Annotated in this window: 12 protein-coding genes; 9 read left to right on the forward strand and 3 right to left on the reverse strand. The window is 34.0% G+C overall.

The window, feature by feature from the left end:
* Positions 1-24 precede the first annotated feature (24 nt).
* The 7 genes from AABJ44_RS06740 to AABJ44_RS06770 all read left to right on the forward strand — a co-directional run bounded on the left by AABJ44_RS06740 (position 25) and on the right by AABJ44_RS06770 (position 13,951).
* The gene (locus tag AABJ44_RS06740) at positions 25-10,047 is read left to right on the forward strand and encodes an RHS repeat-associated core domain-containing protein (RefSeq protein ID WP_338371121.1); all 10,023 of its coding nucleotides are present in this window, start codon (positions 25-27) and stop codon (positions 10,045-10,047) included.
* A 2-nt stretch (positions 10,048-10,049) separates the two neighbouring features.
* Positions 10,050-10,961: a formylglycine-generating enzyme family protein gene (locus AABJ44_RS06745; RefSeq protein ID WP_338371122.1), complete on the forward strand. Its 912-nt coding sequence runs from the start codon at positions 10,050-10,052 to the stop codon at positions 10,959-10,961.
* A 61-nt stretch (positions 10,962-11,022) separates the two neighbouring features.
* Complete coding sequence (locus tag AABJ44_RS06750; protein WP_338371123.1) at positions 11,023-11,277, forward strand: hypothetical protein; 255 nt, start codon at positions 11,023-11,025, stop codon at positions 11,275-11,277.
* Positions 11,278-11,458: 181 nt separating this feature from the next.
* Positions 11,459-11,722: a hypothetical protein gene (locus tag AABJ44_RS06755; protein WP_338371124.1), complete on the forward strand. Its 264-nt coding sequence runs from the start codon at positions 11,459-11,461 to the stop codon at positions 11,720-11,722.
* 506 nt (positions 11,723-12,228) lie between these two features.
* A complete protein-coding gene (locus tag AABJ44_RS15325; RefSeq protein WP_479681741.1) occupies positions 12,229-12,720 on the forward strand; it encodes an RHS repeat domain-containing protein in 492 nt (163 codons plus the stop codon).
* A gap of 32 nt (positions 12,721-12,752) precedes the next feature.
* A complete protein-coding gene (locus AABJ44_RS06765) occupies positions 12,753-12,905 on the forward strand; it encodes a hypothetical protein (protein WP_338371126.1) in 153 nt (50 codons plus the stop codon).
* 23 nt (positions 12,906-12,928) lie between these two features.
* The gene (locus AABJ44_RS06770) at positions 12,929-13,951 is read left to right on the forward strand and encodes a hypothetical protein (protein ID WP_338371127.1); all 1,023 of its coding nucleotides are present in this window, start codon (positions 12,929-12,931) and stop codon (positions 13,949-13,951) included.
* Here AABJ44_RS06770 and AABJ44_RS06775 read toward each other — a convergent pair.
* From AABJ44_RS06775 to AABJ44_RS06785, 3 genes are read right to left on the reverse strand one after another with little or no spacing between them, the layout of a single operon-like run.
* Positions 13,896-14,513 carry a glycosyl-4,4'-diaponeurosporenoate acyltransferase CrtO family protein gene (locus tag AABJ44_RS06775; RefSeq protein ID WP_338371128.1) on the reverse strand — a complete coding sequence of 206 codons (618 nt, stop codon included), beginning with the start codon at positions 14,511-14,513 and terminating at the stop codon, positions 13,896-13,898. The genes AABJ44_RS06770 and AABJ44_RS06775 overlap by 56 nt on opposite strands.
* 24 nt (positions 14,514-14,537) lie before the next feature.
* Complete coding sequence (locus AABJ44_RS06780) at positions 14,538-15,398, reverse strand: lysophospholipid acyltransferase family protein (protein WP_338371129.1); 861 nt, start codon at positions 15,396-15,398, stop codon at positions 14,538-14,540.
* A complete protein-coding gene (locus AABJ44_RS06785) occupies positions 15,395-16,426 on the reverse strand; it encodes a glycosyltransferase family 8 protein (protein ID WP_338371130.1) in 1,032 nt (343 codons plus the stop codon). Before AABJ44_RS06785 ends, AABJ44_RS06780 begins: the two co-directional genes overlap by 4 nt.
* 132 nt (positions 16,427-16,558) lie before the next feature.
* Here AABJ44_RS06785 and ileS point away from each other — a divergent pair, with 132 nt between their 5' ends.
* Both ileS and AABJ44_RS06795 read left to right on the forward strand, forming a co-directional pair.
* The gene (ileS, locus tag AABJ44_RS06790) at positions 16,559-19,780 is read left to right on the forward strand and encodes an isoleucine--tRNA ligase (protein WP_338371131.1); all 3,222 of its coding nucleotides are present in this window, start codon (positions 16,559-16,561) and stop codon (positions 19,778-19,780) included.
* Positions 19,767-20,660: a lipoprotein gene (locus AABJ44_RS06795; RefSeq protein WP_338371132.1), complete on the forward strand. Its 894-nt coding sequence runs from the start codon at positions 19,767-19,769 to the stop codon at positions 20,658-20,660. Before ileS ends, AABJ44_RS06795 begins: the two co-directional genes overlap by 14 nt.
* The last annotated feature ends 33 nt before the right edge of the window (positions 20,661-20,693 follow it).

Genomic DNA, 20,693 nt, shown 5'->3' on the forward strand with positions numbered 1-20,693 from the left:
AAATTGTTTCAGAAAATAATTATATTGAGTTCTTTAGTACTTGCTGAAGTATTTGGTTTATATGCTTTTATAAAAGAAACTAACAGGAAAAATAGTCTCACAGAAGAATTCATAGAAAATCTAAATAATGTTATTTATAAATCAGAGTTTTTTGCATTCGATGGAAATTTTGAAACCTTTTGGGCTGTAGAATGCGGCAAAAAGGAAGGGGTATTAGAGCAGTATTTTTCAGAAGAAAAAGATATAGATGGAATAAACGCTAATTTGTTCCTTGCAGAAGACTGTAGATTATATGTAATGTGGGAAAAGAATGGAATACTTTTGCCATATGAAAATGGATATATAGAAGGACCTTTTGAAGGCAATAAAGAAATTATCTTTAGTGAAGATATAAGAAAAACAAATCATATCGTTTTTAAGGTTGTAGGCGAAAATGCAGATGAATGCAGAATAAATGAAATCAAAATAAACGAAAGAACAGACTGCAGAAAATATGGAAAGATAACACCTGAAAGCTACAGTTTTAATCAGAAGGAATATATAAACATTAAGCCTGAGCGACTTTGGGATGGTTATGTAAATGAAACCTGGTATGAACCTTTATGGAATATACCAAGTGAAATCTTGCAGACAGAAGAATATACAAGTGGAGTATTTCCAGAGTTTTATGGACATCCGTCAAAGAATGGTGAAATAATTTGGGAACTTGATAGTGTATATAAAATAGAATTACTTAAAGCATATTTTGGAGCTGAATGGCGTAGTATCGCCTTTGAATTCTGGAATGGAGAAAAATGGGTTTCAAAAACAGAACTTGGAAATAACATAGGCAAGGGCTGGCATAGAAAGGAATTAACAAAAACAGTAGAAACAGACAGAATCCGTATTACTTTTCCTCTTGGATGGGAAGGGGCAAGACACATAAATCAGATAGAAGTTTGGGGTGAAGGTGTTTATTCTAATACAGAACGTAAAGTATTATTTGAAAAAGATGAGACAAAAGGAATCTATAGAGCGAGCATCAGCGAAGTTGATATAGCTGGCTTTGAAACAGAAATCCTGACTGAAGGATATGATAACAACGGTGTAAGTCTAAAAATTAATGAAGATATAAAGAAAATAAATACTGCTTCATATACTGACGGCAAAAGAAGTGTATACCGTTTTGAAATAAATGGAGATGAACTTAGAGAAGGAACTCAGTTTATTGAAATCAACACTTATGGAAAAAAACTTGAAAATATACTGATACGTAACAAAGAGAAAAATGGAAGGATAAAACTCGGTGGTTCATACACAGATAAAAATCGTGAAAATTCATATAACCAGAATGAAATCGATAATGAAAAAGAGTTCCTTCTTGATAGAAATTATAGTCTTGAAAAGATTCGTATATATGCAGAGACAGAAAACAATTTGAGAATAGAAAATGAAGATGTCTGGAATTCTTTTATTAATTGTAACTATAACGAAAGAGGCTTTTATGAAGCTGATCTTGGAGGAATTAAAAAGAATAAAATTAAGATTAACAGCGATGGTGAATTTCGCATAAATGAGATTGAACTATATGGAAGTCCTACAGAAGATCTGGATGTTAGTATTGAAATATGGAGTAATCAAAAAAATGCTGGAGAAAAATCATGTCTTTTAGGTTGGATAGGAAATCCTAGAACTATTGTAACTGCAGATGATAGTATTAATCCAAAGCAAGCTGATAATATTTTCTGGATGCCTGTTAAAGACTGCGGCAGAAATTATCTTAAAAAAGACAGACATGAATTAAAAGCTGATCTTTACGGAAAAACAAGTATTTTAAAATATAGAACAAAACAAATTGATGATTCTGATATATATAGAGAAATAATAAAAGACAGTGAACTCGCACTTTCAATAGAATTGCCTTACAATTCTCTGATAACACAAAATGATAAAATCATGATTAGTGGTTGTGTTGGAAACGGGGATGAAATACAACTTGTAATAAACGGAAGCAAAACAGACATAAACTTAGATAGCTATCAGACAGAAATAAAACTTGATGAAGAAACTAATACAATTTCTGTAGTAGCTTTAGATATTACTGGTAGAAAATGTGAAAAGACAATTTCAATAATTAAAGATAGTATAATACCTGAAATACAGATAGTTGAGCCTGTTCAGGATCAATATATAAATACAGGGACTGCAAAGTTTGTCATTGACGGAAAAGAAGAAGATTTATGGTGGCAGTTCAATGATGAAGAATGGGAGAGAGGATATGGACGTTATAAGTATAAAGATTATGAAATCGAAGATGGTTTTTATACTTATAGTATACGTGCAAAGGACCAGGCTGGAAACATAGGAGAAAGAAAGAGTATCGATTTTTGCATAGATAAAACACAACCAGAACATTTTGAAATAAAGCTTGATGTAGAAGGCTGGACAAATAACAATACCCCTGTAGCACAGTTTGAGACGAATGATAAGACAAGTGGAATAGATCACTATGAGTATAAAATAGACGATAATATCTGGCAGGCATGTGAAAGTCCTTTACAACTTGAAAATCTAAATGATGGAAAAAGAATACTGTATGTAAAGGCAATAGACAAAGCTGGAAATATTCGTGAAGAAAACATAAAGATATATGTTGATACAAGTTGTCCTCAAGTTCCAGAAAATTTTAGATTAGCATCAAATAAAAATAGCATTTTTGTAAAATGGATCAATCAAAAAGAGAATCTAATTTTAGATGATGAATTAAATGAACAGGATAATAATATAAGTTATAAAATTGAAAGAAATCCTGAATGGCTGGATGGGAAAATAAAACAAATTACAAATATAGAAAATGGGCAACAAAAATGGGAAGATACAGAAATTATACAATATGAAACTTATAGTTATAGAATATGGGCAGTAGATGAAGCTGGAAACGAAAGTGAAAAAACACAATGGAAAACTATTACAGCAGGTTTCGCTTCTGTAGAAATAGAGGATGGTCCAACTTTTGTAGACTTTGAGGGACTTTCTATAAGTATCCCTGAAAATGCGCTTTCAGATGATATAGTAAAAATTCAGATTCATGAAGTTCCTTTGAGTATTATTACAGATGATTATAGACCTGTTAATCCATTATGCGGAGAAATTTATAGTGTTACTACTGTCAGAAAAAGTGAAAACGGTGAAATAAATTCTGATCATGCAGATCTTAATTTCGATGCAGTTTTGGAAATTGGTTACGATAAAAGTCTTATACCATCAGAATATGATGAAACAGAAATAGCAGTCTTCTATTACGACGATTTATGGGGATGTTGGCTGCCCTTGAGAGACTGTTTCATAGATACTGAAAAAAAAGTTGTTAGATGCAAGACTAATCACTTTACAGAATTTAGTGTTCAAGCAACAGAAAAAACAGTGCTAACAGAAGCAGAGCTTAGAGCAAGCGCCTATAGATTTGATGATAAACAAAATGGAAATCAGGAACTTAATATTTCTGGTGAAGATGGTGGTGTATCAGTAAGATTTGAAGAAATGTTTTTCCCTGGAAAGAATGGACTTGATTTATCTATTCAGAGAATTTACTCTACAGGCAATGCAATTGGAGATACATTTTCTAGTAAAGATGGTAGAGGTATAAATATTGATGGTGAATCTGTTTGGAAGATTACAAACGGATGGAAGATTAATATGCCTTACATGAAATGGAATGGAAATTCCATGGTTGTATATGGAACTGATGGTAATTGTACAACAATGGGGCAGATGTCGGTTATCAGTGCTTCAGATACAACTATAATTATGGAAAACCATGAATACTCTGATTTAACTGTAGAGCTTAATTTTGATAAAACAAATCATTATTTTTTGTGGTGGAAAACAGGCTCTTCATATAAATTTACAGGAGCAACTCTTTATCAGAGTGATGGAAGAAAAATTCGTTATGGAAAAGATGGAAAAGTTCTCTCAATTTCCGACTGTACTGGAAAGAATTCAATAAAGTTTTCATATTTTTCCGACAGTACCCAAATAATAGATAGTTATGATAGAAGCATTATATTTAATTATTCTTATACAAACAAAATATTCAATATCTATAAAAAAAATATAAATAAAATTATAAGTGGAAATTTTGTAGTTGATTATACAATTTATAATAATACACTTACAAATGCTAAAGATGTAGAAGGAAGAGATTGGACATATATCTATGAAAATAAAAAACTTGAAAATGAATACTATCTCAAGTCGGCAAATGATGAGCAAGGAAGAGAATGGGTATACAATTTTTTTAGTAATAATCTGCAATTAGCCAATGATGGGGAAAGTGAACATACAATAACTGAAAAAGATAGGAAAAGAAAGTCAATAAATATTCTTACGGGCGCAACTGGTCCTGGAGTAGGATTTACAAAGTTAGATTATGAAATTACAAATTTTAATTATAGAGATTCAATTATAAGTGATGGTACACTATATCGATATGATGTATATATAGATAAATTATCAGTAACTAATAAAAAAGAATGGAATAGTTATGAAGACTATGAAAAAGAAGTGGATTATCTCAGGAACACAGATGTTAAAATATCGTTTGCAGGACCTGTGGAAAAGAATATATATGTAAAAAAATCACAAATATTTGATGGAAAAACAACTGTAATAACTGAATATGGAACAGAAAGAAAAGAACGTACAAGATTAAGTCAAGCCCCAAAAGCAATTCAAAAAGTTACTGATTATGATTCAAAGGTTTCTGTTTCAAATGATAATATTCAGATTCTTACATATGCAAAAAAAATAAAAGTATATGATGGAATTATTGATGAAACTGTTAATGAACTTTATGAGAAATATAATAAACTTCTTGAGAAGTATAATAAACTTGAACTTCTTGAGGAATTTATTGAAGGAAAATTTTATGAATACGACGAAGATTTTTTAACTGCAAAACATATTCAAAGTATTGAGGAAAAATACCTCATTCAGTCTTGTATAAATGAAATAGACACCAATTTTATGAGAATTACGAAATCAGAAAGTGAGAAAGGTGTAAATAAGAAGACTGATGAATATACTTACGATGCTTATGGAAATATTTTGACAGAAGAACATAAAGTTTATATGCTTAATGGAAACACTTCTATAGAAAGAATTGAAAGAACCTATGAAAATTTGGATTATAGGTATTTAACATCAAGTGTAAGAAAATCCGCTTGGGTTGACATTAATAATGAAAAACAATTTGAATCAAACTCATTTGAAAGTTATAAATACAATGAATATGGACAGATGGTACAAGATTCCAAAGGTCCTGATGAAGATAATGTAAATACTTATATTTACAACTATGGTTTTGATGGACAGATTTCTGAAGTTGTTTCTCCGGAAGGATGTAAAACTCAATATTCATATACATATGATACAGATAAATATAGTACTACAGTTAGTTATATAGATATAGAAGGGCTTTCTGAAAATAAAACTTCAGTAAGTGAAAAATTCATATATGATAAACAAAGTGGAAATCTTGTTGAGTATATTGATCGTGATGGATACATTACTCAAAACAGATATGATAAACTAAACCGATTAACAGAAGTGAGAAAATATCACGAGATTGGTGAATCCGATAAAGATAATAAATGTTCTGTAACAAAAGTCGTATATAATGATCAAGAGCTTACATCAACTGTTACTGATGCACTTGGAGCTGTAACAATAAATACTTTTGATAATCTTGGAAGACTTATAAAAGTTGTAAAATCAGGAAATACAAGTTCTAGCGATGCATTAGAAAACGTTTCCCAAAAGGCTATCACTATTAATCTTGAATATGATAATTATGATCGAGTCATAAAAATGACAGAACCTTCTTATGAAGATTCTTCTTTAGATAATGACTTTATTGGAACTATCTTTACTTATGATTCTCAAAATAGATTATTGCGAAAAGTTGATGCAGATAAGAATATTCTGGAATATATATATGATGATAAAGATTGTAAGGTTACACAAAATGTAAAACGAATTTCAGATAATGAAGAAATTCTTGATGAGAGAAAAGAAATTTATAAGGATTATAATGAAAATATTCTGAAAGAAGTCGTATATTTTACTTCATATGATGAACAAAAGGAAACTCCAAAAGCTGTAACAGCATTATTTGATGGTGCGGGACGTATGGTTTGCGTTATAGATGCAGATGAAAATAAAACACAATATAAGTACAATTATATTGGAAAAGTTTCCGAAATATTATATCCAGATAATACTAAAGAAGTTTATACTTATAATAAGGATGGTAATCTTATAAAAACTGAAAAGATTGGAGATCAACTATCCTCATCTGTTGAATATAAGATAAATGGACTAGGTCAAATTATTGAAGAAACAAGACCTGTCGAAAATGAAAAGTTCCTTTCTGTCCGTTGTAAGTATGATGGTAGAGGAAATAAAATTTCAGAATCAATTTCATATAAAGGAGATTCTTCTGATGTAAAAATTTCTACATTTGTTTATGACTGGAATGGAAAGTTAATTTCTGAAACAGATGGTGAAAATAATACAACATTTTATGAATATGATGCTAATGGAAATATTACTTGTATAACAGATCCTAGACATTTGATAGATTCTTATGAAGCTGAATTTCAAATGAAACTTGAATACGACAGTTTTGGACGTGTTATTAAAGGTTGGCTTCCTCATAATGAAAAAAGAATTGAAGGTTCTTATGCTGACGTATATCTAGCATATGATGCACAAGGAAATTGTATTATTAGACAGGAAAATGAAGATATTATAACCAATTATGATTATACTAGTGCTGGTTTGTTAAAAAAGCAGTCAGTAGACGGATATGAGACAAAATACGAATATAATGGAGCTGGGAAATTAACTAAAGTAATAAATCCAGATAAAACTTGGACTTCTTATTTATATAATACAGCAGGTAAATTGATAAAAGAATATATTAGTGGTGTATCAAATCCAATCAAATATCAGTATGACAAAAGATTTAATATAATAAAAATATTTGATAGAAGTGGAAAAGAAACAGAATATGAATATGATGATATGAATCGTGTTATCAAAGAAAATAAGGAAAATCGATCAACAATATTATTTTCTTATGATGAACTTGGACGTGTTATTTCTGAAACTGATGGTGAGAATAATATTCATACTTATGAATATGATATTCTTGGACGTGTTGTAAAGGAAAAAGTAAATACTGTACCTGAAGCTACAGTAATGTATTATGAATACGATGCACGTGGCAACGTAAAAAAGTTTATTGATGCTGCTGGAACTGTTTTTGAGAGAAAGTATTCAAAGATAGACCTCCTTGAAGAAGAAAACGTTTATGTAAATGAAGATGGTGAGGATGTCCTAAAGGAAACAAGATCGTATAAATATGATGAAACTGGGGCTCTGAAATCTGCTGGTGAAAATGGTAATATTGTTTATTATAACGGTGCTGATTCTGATTACCAGCCTGATGCATATGGAAATACAAGAAAGGAAAGATGGGAAAAGACCGGATTTGAAATGGTTTATTCATATGATAAACTCAATCGACTCATATCAGTACAGACACCAGATAGAAATATAGAGAACTATGAATATAATAAAAATAACCAGATTCAGAAGTTTACAGGAAAGATTAATGGAACTCTTAGTTATGATAAGTCAAAACTTAGTACTATAAATTTTGACTGTGGTTTAGAAAAAACAATTAGTTACAATGATATTGGACTTATTTCAAGTTTTGCATACAGTTTGAAAACTGAAAATCAAACTTTAAATCCAAAAAAGAAAATAATAAATGGTTGTGAATATCTATATGATTCTGATTTAAATATATATGAGCGTAATAATATAGTAACGGGGAAAACAGATTATTTTAAATATGACAAGCTTAATCGATTAGAATCATCAAAACTACAAGGAAGATTTAATAAAAATTATTATGAGATAATTGATAATGAAAATATATTAGAGATAGACCGTGACATAGATGGAATGACATCTGAAAAAACTTCTACACTTAACGGTCAGTTCTTCCCGGCAGAGAAGGTTACCCTTGATGAAAAAGGAAAGTCATTTGTCTATGATTTTACAGAAGAAAAGGAAATTCAGAAGATAGAGCTGTTCAAAACTAATCTTGAAAGAAAGAGCCGAATCCGTGAGCGCGACCTTCACATTTACACAAAACAGAATGAGGCTGACGGCTGGGAAGAGCTTAATCCTGATAATTGGAACTACGTTGTAGATTCAAAGAACCAGAGCATACACCTTAATCTGAAAAATACGCTGAAGACCCAGTTCATTAAAATCCGTACAATCTGGGATGACCGCGATTTAGATAATAATAATGTCTCTGACTATGTGACATTCTCAAATGAAAGCGTACAGAAAATGATAAGAATCTGGACGCTCGATGATAAGAGGAATGAGGCTTACGGCTATGACAAAAACTCTAACAGATTAACTCTTACTGAGAACGGAAATGTAAGAACATACCAGTATTACAAAAATGAAGCAGAAGGCAATACCGCCCGAGTAATGTATGACGGAAAATGGTGGTACACCTATGATGCAAACGGCAACAGAACGGCAAGAGCCAGAACTGCTATCCGGAATGAAAATGAAGTGACACTCGACAAAAACTGTGAATACTGGGAATATGAATGGGATTATCACAACAGACTTATCAAAGTCGAACAGTACAATGCGCCGGATAATGCACAGAACGTAAAAGTAGAATATACTTATGATGCAATGAACCGTAGAATTGAAAGGGTAAGCTATACCAGTGAAACATCTGTCAAAACACAGTACGCCTACGGAAGAAACGGGGCAATAACATACCAGAAGAAAACTGCAGGCAGCTCTGTAACAACCCGAAGTTTCGTATATTTAAATAATCAGATAGCAGGCTTTCTGGATACAGAAGAAGGAACAGAAAGTATAAGATACGCAGTTACAGATATTCAGGGAAGTGTTACCGAGGTCTACGACGAGGATAACAGACTTCTCTGGAAATCCGGCTACACGGCGTTCGGTATTAAGGCTGGCGAGACAACAAACCTGATAGACTTTGATGGCCTTTATACTGGTTGTGACATTGATGCAGAAACAGGCCTTACCTATCACTGGAACCGCTGGCGAAGTGAGGATGGTGAGTCATGGCTTTCTGAAGATCCAATTCGTGACGGACTCAACTGGTATGGTTATGCAGGACAGAATCCTATTAACTGGCAGGATAATACAGGTCTTTCAACAACTCTTGACGATTTTAATTATCAGAAACAAACAGCAGATTCTGATAAGTCAATTGAAAAGCAGCGAGAATATGCACATAATGCAAGGGAATATGCTCTTCAAAATCAAGGACTGACAGATTTAGGAAACGCTATTCATAATAACGAAGAGTTTTTCTATAATTTTCTGGATAGGAGATTTGATGAAACTAATCCATTAAACCAGTTGGATTTAGACAGATTCTTAGGATTTAAGACGAATGCAAAAACTACACAGTCCTGTTTGCTTGCAGCATTATTTAATGCTTATGGAGTAATGCTGAGAAATGGTATAACTGGAGCTCAAATCTTAGAATCAATTTTTGATGATGCCGGTAATTTTAGAAAAGATAGTGATGGAAAGTCTTTTATCAAGATTGAAAAAAGAGGAGACATATATGCTCCATATGTGGATGGCAGTAAACTATGGGCTTTCTCAAATAATATTGGAAAAGTATTAAAGTTAACGAAAGGCGATTTTAGTAAATTTGATCCAAATGATAAAACTCCAGCTTATCTTAATCCAACAAATCCTCAGTCGTTTAATGATATCAAAAACGATATATCTCATCTTAAAAAAAATGGATGGTATGGTATCCTGAAACAAACTGCTACAGTAAACAAGAAAACAATTGATCATTTTGTTTTCGTAACTAACTTAAATATGTATGATTCTTTACCAGCTAACAGACCTAATAAGCCAGATTATACTTATTCAAGGTTTATTAGTATTTATATATCAGTGAGGAAATAATTATGAATAAATTAATAAAACATTTTGTTATCATCCTTATGTTGTTAGAAACGTTTTCTTTAAATGCAAAAGAAATGGTAAAAATTCCTGAAATAACATTTTCCAGGATAGACTCCCAAGGAAATTGTCAGAATGTAACTGTAAGTTCATTTTATATAGATAAATATGATGTTACTATAAATGAATGGGCAGAATATTTAACGAAAAGTAGAGAGTTAGACAGTAAATGGAAACCAAATTACAAATTTAAGGATTATTCTATTGAAGATCAAATAAATAGTATGAAATATTATTTTAGTGATTCTGGTTTTATACCCATAGAAACAATCAGTATTGATATGGAAAGTCCGATTTGGAATTTATACTTTAAAGATGCAATTTGTTACTGTAATTTTTTAAGTGAACAGGAAGGACTGGAACCCTGTTATGAAATTATATGGGATGAATTTGTACCAGAGAAAGTAATCTGGAATCAGGATGCAAATGGGTATAGAATCCCAACAGTTGCGGAATGGCAGGCTGTATCAGAATTATATACAAGAGAACCTGATTATGAGTATTTTCATAAATCAAATGTTTTTAATGATAAAATCGAAAAATCACAAGAAAAAAAACCGAATAAATATGGAGTTGTAGATATCATTGGTAATTGCGGTAAGTTTTTGTGGGATTATTATTACAAAGAAGAACTATATATACCGGCCAATGTAAAGAATCCGACAGGCCCAGACAAATATACACCCGATGAAAGTGCAATTTTTTTTAACGAACCAATTTATGAAGTCAGACTATTATCACGTTATTTTGACCAGAATAATAATACTATTGAGAACTACGCACAAAAGAATTTAGAGCCTTATCCGATAGATCTCGATGTCGGTGCAACTATCCGGCTTTGTCGAAACAAAGAGTAAAAATTTCTGAAATAACATTTTCTCGAACTGCTTTCAAAGGAAATAAACAGGAATATAATATATGAAACGAAAAATCCCTTTATTAATAATTCTATGTCTTATAACAAAATTATTTGCTTTGGAATATAATCAAATAATAACTAGTTTTACACCTTTGGAAGAAGATGAAACTGTAGAATGGGAAATTATAAATAATAAACTCGAGTTTTTTAAATGTACAAAAGAAACTAGAAAAGAATATTTTTCTTTTAAGAATTTTTCAGAACTGGGGAGATGGCAGGTTTCTGGAAATAAAAAAAAATATAATTTATTATGAATGGGAAAAATATGGTGAAATTGATAAGACAGTTTGTTTTTATATTATAGATGGCCTAAAAGGCGAAATCAGATATTTAGCAAATTTACCTGTAGAAGGAATTACAAGTCCTGATTTTAACTATTACCTATATAATAAGGTTGATATAGAAAATAAGAAAATTGATATAATAATTTATAATTTGAATAATTTTAGTAAAAAGGTTATAACCTGGAAACTAAAATCACAAGATTGGATAAATGATCATCCTTATGCTCAGATATTTAGGCTAATAAAGGGGAATAAATTTCATATTTATTTAGTAGGTGAAGGTGGGGGTATTATAGCTGAATCTATATTTTCAACAGATGAAAATATAATTAGCAGTTCATATGAACTAGATAATTACGAAGAAATTGTCCATATTTATGATTTGGAATTTTCAGATTATGAATATGGGCAATAGACTATTATCTAATTGTATTACTCTAATAATGGGAGTTAATTATATGCATGTCCCAGTTGGAGGTTTAAGGCATATTGAAATGTTTGTTTTCCGATTATCCTTCTAGGAAAATTACTGAAGATAAGTTCAAAAATTGGTAATTAGTCTTTTTGAAGTGTTTTATAATTCATATATATTTTTGATGGTGCAACAAATAATAATCTTTAAAATCGTCCAGTCCATTCTCATGCGAACGGGCTGACGAAAGTTTTTTGACAGATGAAACCGATTCAAAACGGCATGGCAATTTGAGTCGTAAAGAAAATACATTTAGAATACGAAAGTGTATTTTCTTTACGAATAATAATAAGAAAAAAAAGGTTAGCGATTGGAGCTGCGCCGAAGGCTTCCGGAGCGAATGAAATGAGCGTAGGAATGGAGCGGAAGAGGAACAGCGGAAAGCGCGCCCGGCTGCGAAGCAGCCGGGAACCTCCTGAAAAAACTTATTCGATAGTGACGGAAAGCTTATAAAGACCGAAAGAAAAGGGGCAGCAGAAACTTCATCTGCTGCATACAAGGTAAATGCGCTCGGTTATGTAACTGAAGAGACAAGGCCTGTCAGCGATGAAAAAACAGTTCTTGTAAGCCGTAAATACGATGGCCGGGGAAACATTCTTTCTGAGTCAGTTTCGTATAAAGATGACAAATCAGATGTAAAAACTACATCATCAGTTTATGACTGGAATGGAAATGTAACTTCACAGACAGACGGTGAAAAAAACACAACAACTTATGAATATGACAACGAAGGAAATCTTACCGGATTAACAGACCCGAGACAGAATGTATCTTCATACAAGGCAGAATTCCAGATAAAGATGGAATACGACAGCTTCGGACGTCTTATAAAAGGCTGGCTTCCTCAAAACGAAAAACGTAACTCTTATACAACAGCTGATGCTTATCTTGTCTATGATGCGCAGGAAACTGCACTTACAGAAAGGAAAATGAAGGTGTAGAAACTGTTTATTCTTATACAAAAGCAGGTCTTATGAAGCAGCAGATTACAGACGAAAATAAAACTTCATATGAATATAATGTTTTCGGAAGAGGAACAAATGTAACAAATCGTGACGGAACATGGACTGCCTCTATTTATGATAAAGTCGGACACTTGCTGTATGAATCTTATTTTGAAGATTAAAATTTCTGCCGATAATAAATTAAATGTCAAAGAAATTATTTTCTATACTTTCATTTTCTCTAATAATTACTTATCTCTTTGCCGAGACCCTCCCAACAAAGCTTCTTGGAATCTGGGAATCAAAAGACCGCTACGTTTTTTTTGAACAGAATGATGAAGATGAGCCTCAACTCGTAGTTGTCCTTAAAGAATATTATGGCTGGTATTATGACCGTGCTGCTGAACCTGCTTCTTATAATGAAAAAGAATCGCGTACAAGAAACATTCCAACTCCCCGTAATGCTGAGCATATTTACATTCAGAATATAGATACAAAAGAAACTGAAAACTCGCTTTACGGAGCTTTGGATCTTAAATATTCCAACTGGCAGAAAAATACAATTCCGTTCTTTATGCTTGAGGATTCAATATATCTGAAATATTTTGTACTCGATGAGCGAGAAGTTTCTGAAGAAAACGGAAGCCTGATGACTTCTGAAAATCAGAATGCATCTTATAAATTCTACCGCGGAATTGCTCCATCAAAAGGATTTATGATTAGTCCGCAGTCACTTCCAAAAGACATCACCGGCTTAATAATAGATGGTGAAAAACTTTATGATGTCCGTTACTGGCAGACTGATATGGATTATTCAACTGATTATATTACTTTTGAATACAAGGATGATTCATATACAATTCCAAAACATCTTCGCAGTTGTGAGACAAATTACAGCTGTGTTTCCGGACGTAGTAAGAAAGTGAGAAATGCTGTTAAGCCTTTTGAATATAAATCTGAAGATTATATTTTTAATGATAATCAGAAAGTATTTACTAAAAATGAAGAACCGTATTTAAAGAGGCTTGCAGACCATTCGACTTTTGAAGATTTAATGAAACTTGTAAAAGACGCTAATTCCCGTCGTAAGCCTGATCCGCCAGCCTTATTTCCTGAAAATGATTTAGACTGGCACTGGGACTTAATTGATATGCTTGAAAAAGATAATACAATTATTCAGCAGGTGAGGGCTCGGCAGAAGGCTTTTGGGACGCGTGGGCGCGATTAGTTTTTTTCTCAAGAACTGCAAAAAGTCTTTCCAGACGTGGAACGTTATACCTTAAAATCATAAGTGGAAGAATACTTAAGATTGAATTGGCAATAACTGCAGGTAAAATGAACCTTAAAGAAATCAAACGTGGAAAAAAAAGCATCAGGACAAAGCCTAAAATGAAATTCCAGAGATGAACCTGAACTCCATAATTACATTCCATAATGAATCTTGAAATATATTCCGGATCATTCGGGTTAGAAACTTTTTTCTTACTGAAGCTTGTAAACATTCCAAGTTCAAGTACATGATCCTTCCAGTATTTTATTCCAAGCAGTTCATAAAATTTACATTCTTTTTTTCCAACATGATGGAATTTAACATCTTTTGTAAACCATTTTTCGGGTAAAGCTCGTCGAACAAAGGTAGCTGAAATTCCATCCCATGCAACAACCAGAAACGGCAGCATCAAAGTAAGAAGGGAAATCTTGAGTAATGACATATCTACCGGGAACCAGAAAAAGTTTCCACAGAAAACCAGAATCATTGTAAGTCCAATTACAAGAATGTATAGAAGCATTTTATCCCCCAGTAGATATCAGAATCAGTTATTTTCAGAATTTTCGCATGAGTAAGTAAGAGGAATTCCATAAGTGGTTTCGTAAACTTCTTTCCATGCAGCATAGTTCTTATCTCTTAACATTTCCATGTTTTCTTTTGCGGATTTATTCGGATCAGGATAAATTGCAGGAAGGAAATGAAGAGTATATTCCTGAATTGGGAAACCGTCGCCGCCAATCTTATCTGAATCATTCATAGTGATAAAAATTGGAAGAACTGGTACGTTGCTTTCTACAGAGAACTTAAAGGCGCCAACTGTAAGAGGGCGGGGCTTTCTGTAATTCCACCACATTCCCTGTTCTGCATAAACAAGAACTTTTTCTCCTCTTTCAAGAAGAACTTTCATAGCAGCCATAAAATTTTTCATTGTAGAAAAATTAGCGCTCAGAGGAAGTGTATTACAGTGGCGGAAGAAAAAGCCGTAAAGTCCAGGAAAGTTTGTGTAGTTTCCTTCGCGGATTACCTTATATAAAGCTCTTCCATTCTTATAATACAGATATGGGAATAATGCATAATGAATTGCAAAGTTATCAAAAGGATTGAAATGATTACAAGTCAGAACAGCTCCTGAATCTTTAATTGCCTCATAATTTTCAATGCCTTTGATTTCTTTAATAATCATCTGGCCTGTTTTAACAAGCTTCTTAATAAAATGAATTGCAACGATATTTACAAATAATGTTGCAATTTTATTTTTCAGCTTTTTATTAAGATAATCAACTTTGTCTGGGGTAAGAGGAATTGTTGGAGGATCTTCTTCAACATCTTTTGACCACCAGCCTTTTTTCTCGTATTCTTCAATACGTGCTAATACTTCGAGTCTGCCTTTGTCTTTCTCAATCATTTTTTTCGCCTGAAAATACTTGCATTTATTATTAATCTGAATCTGATGATTATGCCGATTCTTTTGAAGAAGCGTACCCAGAATCCTTTCTTTCCACTGGTTTTATAGTAGTTGTTTGGATCGTCTGCATCATCCTGTGCCATCTTTGAAAGATTTTCCATAAGAAGTTCATCTTTCTTCTTATCTTCTTCGGTTCGGGAATCTCTCATTGTAATAAGACGTTCGTAGAAGTCTGTCATTTTTGCATATTTCCAGAAATGCTCTTCGTAAAGAACATCTTTATACTTCCATGGTCTCCAGTTTATTTTCCAGTGAATGATTTTCAAATCTTTATCATCAAAAGCATCATTCTTATATGAAGTCTTATTCCAGCCAAGGCTGATTTTCTTTACATTTCCTTTACAGAGAACATTAAGATAATCTTCATCCTGAACAACACGGAAAGTGTAGCGGTTCAAAAGATCAACAAAGCGTTCTGCAATGAACTTGTTTCTCCAGCGGCGACAGTTAATAAGAAGAATACCTGCATTGAAATATTCCTTGCGGTTAATACCGTCGGCCTGTTCAACATAATTTCCGAATACTTCGAAGGTCTGCATTACTTCTTCCTGTGCTGCAGCAACGTAATATCCGTGAATCTGTGTGTTATAAAGTTCACTTACATCGCCAAGAATTGTAATATCACAGTCGAGATACAAAACCTTATCATACTGAGGGAAAAGGTTTGGAATAAAGATTCTGTAATAAGTTTCTTTTGAATAGTAATCACGAAGATGGAACATGTCCTGAACTTTATCGAGCTCTTTAGAAAGCTGCACAAATTCGATGGAACAATTTTCCTGTTTGTGTTTTTTTATGCTGTTCATATTCTCTTCTGAAAGATGAGAAGTCAGAACATAAATCTTGTAAAAGTTTTCTTTTGATGCATTATCAAGTAAAGATGCAAGTGCAACAGTTAAAAATGGAACGTAATTATCATCTGTAGCAAAACAGATAGGTATTTTCTGTTTAAAGATTTTTCTGCTCATATCTTTTTAATTTTATTTGATAAAGGTTGATTAGTCAATCTTTATTAGAATAACATTATATATAGAATAAAATTAGATTTTATGTCATAATAAGAAGATTATAAATAATATCATATATATAAGGACGCATTCATGAGTTTCAAACCGGTTGATCCAAAAGTTGACTTTCCTTCACAGGAAGAATCAGTTTTAAAATTCTGGCAGGATAATGACATCTTCAAAAAGTCAGTAAGCCAGAGAGAAGGGGCAGAGGACTTCGTATTCTATGATGGCCCTCCGTTTGCTACAGGACTCCCACACTTCGGACATTTTATTCCATCAACCATTAAAGATATTATTCCACGCTATCAGACAATGAAAGGAAAACGAGTTGAGCGCCGTTTCGGCTGGGACTGCCACGGTCTTCCTGTTGAAAACCTGATTGAAAAAGAACTTGGACTTAATTCTAAGCACGAAATTGAAGCTTTGGGAATTGATAAATTTAACGAAGCTTGTCGTGCATCAGTTCTCAAATATACTTCTGAATGGCGTAAAACCATCACTCGTATGGGACGCTGGGTTGATTTTGATAATGACTATAAAACAATGAACCCAGAGTTCATGGAATCTATCTGGTGGGTTGCTAAATCTCTTTGGGATAAAGGTCTTATTTACGAAGGAAAATATATTCTTCCATATTGTCCACGCTGTTCTACAGTACTTTCTACACATGAACTTGCACAGGGCTATAAGGATGTTCAGGATCAGACTGTAACTGTACGCTTTAAGATTACTAAAGCTCCAGAAGGTGTTAATGATCTTGATATGACAAATGGAAAAACTTACTTCCTTGCATGGACAACAACTCCATGGACATTGCCTTCTAACCTTGGTCTTTGTATGGGACCGGAAATTGACTATGTAAAGATTCTCGATAAGGAAAGCGGAGACTTCTATATTTTTGCTGAAGCTCGTCTTTCTGCATACTACAAGAGCGAAGATGCTTACGAAATCATCTATCGTCACAAGGGTAAGGAATTTATCGGTGCTGAATATGAGCCATTGTTCCCATACTTTGCTAACCTTAAAGATCCTAAAGTTTGTGAAGAAATGAGCGGCCAGAAGTGCGAAAAGGGTGCTTTCCGCATGTTCAATGCTGAGTACGTTTCTACAGAAGACGGTACTGGTATCGTTCATATCGCTCCTGCATTTGGTGAAGAAGATAACAAGGTATTCCGTGGTTCTGGTGTTCCAAACGTTGAACCAATTGACGCTGAATGTAAGTTCACAAAAGAAGTTCCAGATTATCAGGGGCTATTTGTAAAGGATGCTGATAAAGATATTATGAAGCGCCTCAAGGACGAAGGAAAACTCGTTAAGAGAGATTCTGTAGTTCACTCATATCCACACTGCTGGAGATGTGGTTCTCCATTGATTTACCGTGGAATTGGTTCATGGTTCGTTAAGGTAGCTGATTATCACGATGTACTTCTTCGTGCAAACAGCAAAATCAACTGGCAGCCTAACCACATTAAGGAAGGCCGCTTTGGTAAGTGGCTTGCCGGTGCACGCGACTGGGCTGTAAGCCGTAACCGCTACTGGGGTAACCCAATTCCAATCTGGCGCTGTGATGATCCAGACTGTAAGCACACTGTATGTGTAGGAAGCCGTCAGGAACTTAAGGACCTCAGTGGAACTTACCCTGATGATCTTCACAAGCAGTTTGTTGATAAGATTACCTTCAAGTGTCCAAAATGTGGAAAGGGGACAATGCGTCGTATTCCAGAAGTATTTGACTGCTGGTTCGAATCAGGTTCTATGCCTTACGCTCAGGTACACTATCCGTTTGAAAATAAAGAGAAGTTTGAAAAGAACTTCCCTGCAAACTTCATTTCCGAAGGTCTCGACCAGACACGCGGATGGTTCTATACACTTACAGTTCTTGCTGCTCAGCTTTTTGATAAGCCTGCTTTCGAAAACTGTATCGTAAACGGTATCGTACTTGCTGAAGACGGACGCAAGATGTCTAAGTCTTTGCGCAATTATACAGACCCAGTAGAAGCTATCAACAAGTTTGGTGCTGATGCAATTCGTCTCTTCCTTATGCACTCTGCTGTAGTTAAGGCTGATGAAATCCGCTACTCAGATGCTGGTGTTCGTGACGTACTTAAGTCTATCATCATCCCTTGGTGGAACTCTTATTCATTCTTTGTTACTTATGCAAATATTGATAATGTAACTCCAACAGGTCACATGTTTGATTCAAAGCTTCCATCTAATCCTCTTGATGCATGGTTGCTTTCTATTACACAAAAGCTCATTGCAGATGTAAGTGCTGCATTGGATAACTATGATCTTTCTGGTTCTATCGATCCAATCGTAAACTTCATCGACGAACTTAATAACTGGTATATCCGCCGCAGCCGCCGTCGCTTCTGGAAATCAGAAAACGACAACGACAAGACAGAAGCATACGAATCACTTTATATCGCTCTTAAGACTCTTACACAGGTTGCTGCACCATTTGTTCCATTTATTACAGAAGAAATGTTCCAGAACCTTAAGACAAGCGAAGACAAGGAATCAGTTCACCTCTGTGATTATCCAACACCTAACAAGGCATGGATCAACGAAGAACTTGAGTTCAAGATGACAACTGTACAGAAGGCCGTTTCTATGGGACACAGCCTCCGAAACCAGTTCAATCTCAAGAACCGTCAGCCACTTGCAAGTGTTGCTCTCGTAACACGCAACCCAAGCGAAAAGACTGTACTTTCAGAAATGCAGGATACAATTGCAGAAGAGCTTAATGTTAAGAAGGTTGAATTCCACGACCGCGAAGACGAGCTTGTTGAGTACAAGGCAAAGGCTAACTTCAAGGTTCTTGGTAAGGAACTCGGACCTCTTATGAAGCAGGCTGCCGGAATTATCCAGACTCTTTCTAACGAACAGATTCAGTCAATTCTTGAAGGAACTAAGCTTTCTATTGATGTTGCCGGAACAACAGTTGAACTCAACGAAGAGAAGGTAATTGTAGAACGCTTTGAAAAAGATGACCTTAAGGTTTTGAATGACGGAACTCTTACAGTTGGTCTTGATTCTAAGATTACAGACGAACTTAAGAAAGAAGGTTATGTACGTGACCTTATCCGCGGTATTCAGAACCAGCGTAAGGAAAACGGTTACAATGTAACTGATAGAATTACTCTTGAGCTTGGCGGAGACGCTGATCTCGAAGCTGCTTATAAGATGTTTGCAGACTTTATTTCCGGAGAAACTCTTGCAGAAAAAACAAGCTGGAACTCAAGTCTTACAGGCGCTTATGAAGTAGAAGCTGATGATAAGAAATGGAGTTTCAAGATTGAAAAAGCATAATTTGAGATCCCGAAAGCTTTTCGGGATGACAAGTATTTTGCTAGTTCTCCTGCTTGCAGGCTGTAAATCTGCACCTGCAGGCAGACCTGTTGATGCTCTGGAATTGATTGATGACCAGAGTGCCTTTTATATCGCAGTACCTAAGGAAGCTGATAATATTCTTATAGAACGTATTATCACAGGCTTTTACAAAGATGCTACAGAATCTGATGCAAAAATGATTGCAGATCACGTAAACAAAATTTACTGTGGTCTCAATCGTTCAAAGCATGAAACAGAGGTTCAGGCATCTGTTGAAGGTAGTATACCATCATCATTCATTCCTAAAGTTTTGAATGCAAAAAAAGGCTGGGTTGTAAATGATTTTACTCCTGCTGAAAGTCTGAATAAATACAAGGTTTACACTGGCCCCGTTGAAATGACTTTCCCTTCACCAAAGATTGCCTGTATTGGACGTGGCCTTGAAGGTATGCTGACTAAATATGATAGATTAGCAGCACTGCCTGCAGATGATACAACGGAATTGTATTCTGATCTTGATGAAGAGCTTACTTCATATCTCAAAGGTGCAGAAAATGAAATCCGCTTTTTTGCGAATAAACCTCAGTCATTCCTTACAATTCTTACAGGTGCTCAGCTTGATCTTAAGTTAATTGATGTAAAAGGAAATTTTACAACTGATCCAAAACATCCAAATCAGTATTTTCTTGATTTAGATTTCCGATTTAAAAACGGAACCTTCCTAAAGGCCGGAAGAACACTTTTAATTCTTGCATTTGGACTTACTAATTCTCAGGAAGAAATTATCGGAGACAGTGAACTAATTATAAATGATATCAGAATAGATAAACAGCAGTTGTATAAACTGCTGTCGTTATAATCGGCCGTACGCGGCCTTACTCAGGAGCATTAA

Origin of the sequence: Treponema bryantii, from assembly GCF_036492245.1 — a bacterium.
Classification (GTDB): domain Bacteria; phylum Spirochaetota; class Spirochaetia; order Treponematales; family Treponemataceae; genus Treponema_D; species Treponema_D bryantii_C.

What these genes read in the sequence shown, in the direction of transcription:
- AABJ44_RS06775 (WP_338371128.1), bottom strand. Translation starts at nt 14,513, where the DNA reads ATGCTTCTATACATTCTTGTAATTGGACTTACAATGATTCTGGTTTTC.
- AABJ44_RS06785 (WP_338371130.1), bottom strand. Translation starts at nt 16,426, where the DNA reads ATGAGCAGAAAAATCTTTAAACAGAAAATACCTATCTGTTTTGCTACA.
- AABJ44_RS06765 (WP_338371126.1), top strand. Translation starts at nt 12,753, where the DNA reads ATGAAGCAGCAGATTACAGACGAAAATAAAACTTCATATGAATATAAT.
- ileS (WP_338371131.1), top strand. Translation starts at nt 16,559, where the DNA reads ATGAGTTTCAAACCGGTTGATCCAAAAGTTGACTTTCCTTCACAGGAA.
- AABJ44_RS06770 (WP_338371127.1), top strand. Translation starts at nt 12,929, where the DNA reads ATGTCAAAGAAATTATTTTCTATACTTTCATTTTCTCTAATAATTACT.
- AABJ44_RS06780 (WP_338371129.1), bottom strand. Translation starts at nt 15,398, where the DNA reads ATGATTGAGAAAGACAAAGGCAGACTCGAAGTATTAGCACGTATTGAA.
- AABJ44_RS06750 (WP_338371123.1), top strand. Translation starts at nt 11,023, where the DNA reads ATGAAACGAAAAATCCCTTTATTAATAATTCTATGTCTTATAACAAAA.
- AABJ44_RS06745 (WP_338371122.1), top strand. Translation starts at nt 10,050, where the DNA reads ATGAATAAATTAATAAAACATTTTGTTATCATCCTTATGTTGTTAGAA.